Origin of the sequence: Corallococcus sp. bb12-1 (assembly GCF_026626765.1) — a bacterium.
In the GTDB taxonomy this organism is placed as follows: domain Bacteria; phylum Myxococcota; class Myxococcia; order Myxococcales; family Myxococcaceae; genus Corallococcus; species Corallococcus terminator.
This window is the reverse complement of the sequence record NZ_JAPNJZ010000008.1, coordinates 36,391-42,017: the sequence shown is the minus strand read 5'-3', so window position 1 is coordinate 42,017 and position 5,627 is coordinate 36,391. Positions and strand designations below refer to the sequence as shown.

The following is a 5,627-nucleotide window of genomic DNA, read 5'->3' as shown; positions in this document are numbered from 1 at the left end:
GGGAACACATGCGCAACCTCCAGGAGTGGTTCGAGCAGACCGCCCAGCGTTTCCCGGAGCGCACGGCGGTGCAGTGCGAGGGGCGCACGCTCCGCTATGGCGAGCTCGATGCCCGGGCCAACCAGGTGGCTCATGCCCTGCGGCGCCGGGGCGTGGGACCCGAGGTGCTGGTCGGACTGTGGGCCGACCGGACCCTGGAGACGGTGATTGGCATTCTCGGCATCCTCAAGGCCGGTGGGGCCTACCTGCCCCTGGACGCGAAGTACCCGCGAGAGCGCACCGAGCGCATCCTCCAGGACGCGGAGGTCCGCCTGCTGCTCGTCACCCCGGGGGTGGAGGTGGGGGACGCCGCGCGGGGACGCGACGTCCTGGTGCTCGAGGAGGCCGCGGCCTGGTTCGCGAGCGAGTCACCCTTGAGCCCGAGCGTGGAGGTGGCCAGCACGGACGCCGCCTACGTCATCTACACCTCCGGCTCCACGGGGGTGCCCAAGGGCGTCGTCGTGGAGCACCTCCAGGTGCTGCGCCTCTTCACCCAGACGGCGCATTGGTATGGCTTTGGCCCCGGTGACGTGTGGACGCTGTACCACTCGCACTCGTTCGACGTGTCCGTGTGGGAGATCTTCGGCGCGCTGCTCCACGGCGGGCGGCTCGTGGTGGTCCCGTACGCCACGTCCCGCTCCTTCGATGTGTTCCACCGCCTCCTCGTCGAGGAGGGCGTCACCGTGCTGTGCCAGACGCCCACGGCGTTCCGCTACCTGCTGGAGGCGGATGCGCGTTCGGCGCGGGCCCGTGAGCTGAAGCTGCGGACCCTCATCTTCGCGGGGGAGCGGCTCGACTTCGCCATGCTCCGGGGGTGGTTCGAGCGGCACGGCGACGCGGCCATGCTGGTCAACATGTACGGCATCACCGAGACGACCGTGCACTCCACCTTCCGCGTGGTGCGCGCGTCGGATCTGGAGGCCCCCAGCCTCATCGGCGTGCCCATTCCCGATCTGCGCATCCACCTCCTGGATGAGCACCAGCGCCCGGTGCGGGACGGGGAGACCGGGGAGATCTATGTCCAGGGACCAGGCGTCGCGCGGGGCTACTACCGCCGGCCCGACCTCACCCAGGCCCGCTTTCTTCGCGCGCCCGAATCGCAGCCTGGCCGGATGTACCGCTCCGGTGATCTCGCCCGGAGGCGGGCGGACGGAGACATCGAGTACATCGGCCGCGCGGACCTGCAGGTCCAACTGCGCGGCTTCCGGGTCGAGCTGGGCGAAGTCGAGGCGGCGCTGCTGCGGCTGCCGGACATCCGTGCCGCGGCCGTCGTGGTGCGCGACGCCCACGGGCCCGACCCCAAGCTCGTCGCCTTCGTCGTGGACCGCCAGGGCCAGAAGAGCGACGCGCAGGAGGTTCGCCGCGCGCTGCGACGCATGCTCCCGGACTACATGGTGCCCAACCGCGTGGTGCCCCTGGAGGCCCTTCCGCTCACCGCCGTGGGCAAGCTCGACCGCAAAGCCCTCCAGTCCCTGGCCGAGGGACGCGAGGAGGAGGCGCGTTCCTCCGCCACCGCCCCGGTGTCCCTGCGCGCGGACCTCTGCCGCTTCGTCGCCGCTGAGCTGGAGCTGAGCACGCTCGGGGGCGAGGACGACATCTTCGAACTCGGCGCCACTTCGCTCACCGTCACCAACGTGTCCGAGCGGGCCCGCAGGGAGCTGGGCGTGGAGGTGCCGGTGCCCTTGTGGCTGGAGTTCAACTCGGTGTCCGCCGTGTGCCGGGCCCTCGAGTCCGCCGCGTCCTCCTCCGCCGCGGTCGTCCCGCCAGCGCCAGCGCCGCTCCCCGTCCAGGCTCGCGTGGAGATGCCGGCCCTCTCCGTCTCGCAGTTGGAGACCCTGCGGACGCTGATGTGTGGCGAGCTGGAGCTGAGTCGGTTGCCGGACGACGCGGACTTCTTCGAACTGGGGGCCACGTCCCTCACCCTCGCCAATGTCGTGGCGGCGTTCATGGAGCGCACGGGAGCGGAGCTCGGGGTGAGTGTCCTGCTGGAGGCTCCGACGCTCGCGGCGCTCCGCGCGCGCTTCCTCCCGCGAGAGACGCCGGTCGAAAGCCCGCGCGGCTCCTCCGGAATCTCCGCGCCGCGTCCGGCGCCCGGCGAGGCGCTCTCCCTGGAGCGGTTGAGCACGCAGCTCGCCCCGTTCAGGACGCGGCTCATCGACGGCGCTCCCCGGCGCCTGTACGCCTCCGCCGGGGGCAAGTACGCGGTGCGCGTCCAGGTCGAAGTCCGGCCAGGAGGGGTGGCGGGACTGGAGCCAGGCCTCTATGCCTACGCGTCGGACACCCATGCGCTTCGCCTCCTGCGGAAGGAAGGGCTTGCGGCGGAGGACCTGCTCAACCCGGTGGAACGCGCGGCCCATGCCCGCGCGCCGTACTGCCTCCACTTCGTGGCGCACCTGGAGGACCTGCGGGCGACCTACCAGGGCTTCAGTGAGTTCTTCTCCTTCCTCGACACGGGCTACATGGAGCACCTCGCGGAGCGCACCGCGGCCCCGTTGGGCCTCACGCTGCGGGCGCTGCGGGGGCTTGAGCCGGAGCGGCTCCACGCGGCGCTGGGGTTGGACGGGCACCGGCTCGCCGTCTCCAGCCTCGTGGCCACGCGCGGCGGGTCGGACCCTGCGTGGCCTTGCCTGGACGAACTCGCGCGGAGCCTGCCCGCGTCCACGGAGGCCGGGCGCTCGCGCTTCCTGACGCGGCGCGACCTGGAGGCGCTCTACGCGGACATGCGCTACGGCGCTGGCGCGAAGGATTCCCCGGGGAAGCCGAGCGCTGAGCCTGCCCCGGCCACGCCGTGGGGCGAGCCCGTGCGCCTTCCCCCCGTGGAGATCGCGCCGGAGCGCTACCGCCAACGCTTCAGCCACCGGACCTACGAGGAGCGCGCCATCGAGCGCGAGGCCCTGCTCGGGCTGCTCTCCACCGCGTGGCCACGGGACGTGGCGACGGAGGAGCGTCGGGCCCTCGAGCTGTTCGTGTATGTGAAGGCGGGCCGGCTCCAGGGCCTGGAGGAGGGGCTCTACCGGTTCGCGCCGGGCGAGCGCGCCCTGCATCCCGTCTCGTCCCTGTCCCCGGAGCTGCTCAAGCGCGGTCACACGCCGTCCAATCGCACTCACTTCGCGGCCTCGGGCTTCAGTCTGTTCTTCGTTTCGGACGTGGAGGCGTACGAAGCGAGCGTCGGACCGCGGGCCCTACAGTCCCTGCTGCGGGAGTCGGGCCGCATGGGACAGCGACTGATGGAGGCCCAGGCGTCACACGACGTGGGTCTGGTGCCAATTGGGGGCTTTGGCTTCGAAACCGTGCGCACCCACTTCGGCCTGGGCGCGGGCCATGTCTTCCTCCATGGCATGGTGGGAGGCTTCGTCCCGCACGCCCGCGCGACCGCGGATGTTTTGCGCGAATCCCGGGCCCGGCCGGTGGAGACGCGGGAACCCGATGACATCGCCATCGTGGGGATGAGCGGCCGCTACCCGGGGGCCCGCTCCCTGGAGGAGTTCTGGTCGCGGCTTCGCTCGGGCGGATGCTCCATCCTCCCGCCCCCCGAGTCGCGTCCCGCCCTGCGCGGGGGGGACAGCGCCAGGGCCCGGTGGGGTGGCTTCCTGGAGGACGTGGATCAGTTCGACGCGGCCTTCTTCGGCATCGCTCCCTCGGAGGCGGACACGCTCGAACCGGAGGCGCGGCTGGCCCTGGAGACGGCCTGGGAGGCGCTGGAGGACGCCGCCTGTTCGCCCGCGTCCCTCCATCGCGCGGGGCTGGGCGTGGGCGTGTTCCTGGGGTGCATGTATGAGCACTACCGGATGCTGGTCGGGGATCCGCTGCTGCGCGACCAGATGTCCTTGCAGTCCTACTCCGGCATCGTGAACCGGGTGTCGCACCACCTGGACCTGCGAGGCCCCTCGGTCGCGGTGGACGCCGCCTGCGCCTCCTCGGCCATCGCCATCCACCTGGCCGCCACGAGCCTCGCGATGGGGGAGTGCGACGTCGCCCTGGCGGGGGGCGTGAACCTGACGCTCCATGGCGCGAAGTACGCGGGGCTGGAGTCGCTGGGGCTGCTCGCGAGTCGGGGGGACCGGGCCGCGTTTGGCGCGAGCGATGGCTTCGTGCCAGGCGAGGGCGTGGGCATCCTGGTGCTCAAGTCCCTGCGCCGCGCCCGCGAGGACAAGGACCGCATCCACGCTGTCATCAAGGGGAGCGCCACCAACCACAATGGCCGCACGCGCTCGCCCAACATGCCGAGCCCCGAGGCGCAGGCCCAGGTCGTGGAGCGGGCGCTGCGCCGCGCGGGCCTGTCGCCAGCGGCCGTCAGCTACGTGGAGTCCTCCGCGACGGGCTCGCCGCTCGGGGATCCCGTGGAGCTCGCGGCGCTCAGCCGGGTGTTCCGTGGGAGCGCCGCCACGGGCACCTGCGCGCTGGGGTCCGTGAAGGGCAACATCGGTCACCTGGAGGCCGCCTCGGGGGTGTCCCAGGTGACGAAGGTGCTGCTCCAGCTCAAGCACCGCACGCTCACGCCCTCGCTCGGGCATGAGCCCCGCAATCCAGCCATCGTCTTGGAGTCCACGCCCTTCCGGCTCCAGACGCAGGCCGCGGCCTGGGAGGCCGGGAGCACGACGACGCCCCGCGTGGCGCTCGTCACGTCCTTCGCCGCCGGGGGCTCCAATGCCTGCCTCGTCCTGGAGGAGCACGAGGCGGCCGAGCGCGTCCAGCCCGCCCCGGGCCCGCGGTGCGCGCTGCCCGTGTCGGCGCGGACGGTCACGGCGCTGCGGGCCCAGGCGGGACGGCTCTCCGAGCTGTTCGCGCGCGCGGGGGACCTGCGGCTGTCGGATGTGGCCTTCACGCTGGCACGCCGGGCCTCCCTGGAACACCGCCTCGTGGTGCTCGCCTCCGACCTGGACGAGGCGCGCCAGGCGCTCCAGGGCTTCGCGAGCGAAACCCCGACCGGGCACGCGCTCTTCACGGGGCGCCGCGGCGACTCCCACGCGCTGGCGGCGCTGCTCAACACGGATGCCGGTGCCCAGGGCCTCGTGGAGCGGTGGCTGGGCGAGGAGCAACTCCCGACGCTGGCCGCCGCGTGGACCCACGGGGTTGAGGTGGATTGGACGCGGCCGCGGGGCGCGGCGGACGGCCGGGTCGTCTCCCTTCCGACCTACCCGTTCGAGCGGCGCTCGCACTGGGTGGCGCAGGCGGTGGACACCACGTGCGCGCCCGAGCGGACCGGGCCCCGGCTGCCCGAAGAAGCGCCCCGGCAGGCGCGGGCGCTTCTGGCCGAGGTGCTGCGCGTTGCCGAGGCGTCGCTCACGGAGGAGGCCCAACTCGCGGAGCTGGGACTGACCTCGCTGCTGGCGATGCGCCTCATCCGGTTGGTGGAGGCCCGGTGGGCCGTGCGGCTGGAGCCCCGGGACATCCTGGGACAGGCCTCCGTGGGGGCGCTGCTGGCGCGCCTGTCCCGGCCCCCTACCTCCGAGCCACCCGGAGCCCCGGTGGAAGCGAGCCCGCGGGCCCCGCCCGACGGGCTGGAGCAACTGCTGCGGCGATTGAGCCGCGGCGAGCTCACGCCGCAGCAGGCCCTGACCGAGTCGAACTGAAGCGCCCTTGTGGGG

Annotated in this window: 1 protein-coding gene; it reads left to right on the top strand. The window is 72.7% G+C overall.

The window, feature by feature from the left end:
- Window positions 1-8 precede the first annotated feature (8 nt).
- Entirely contained in the window at window positions 9-5,612 is a 5,604-nt protein-coding gene (locus tag OV208_RS13840) for an amino acid adenylation domain-containing protein (protein WP_267574309.1), read from the top strand.
- Window positions 5,613-5,627: the final 15 nt, after the last annotated feature.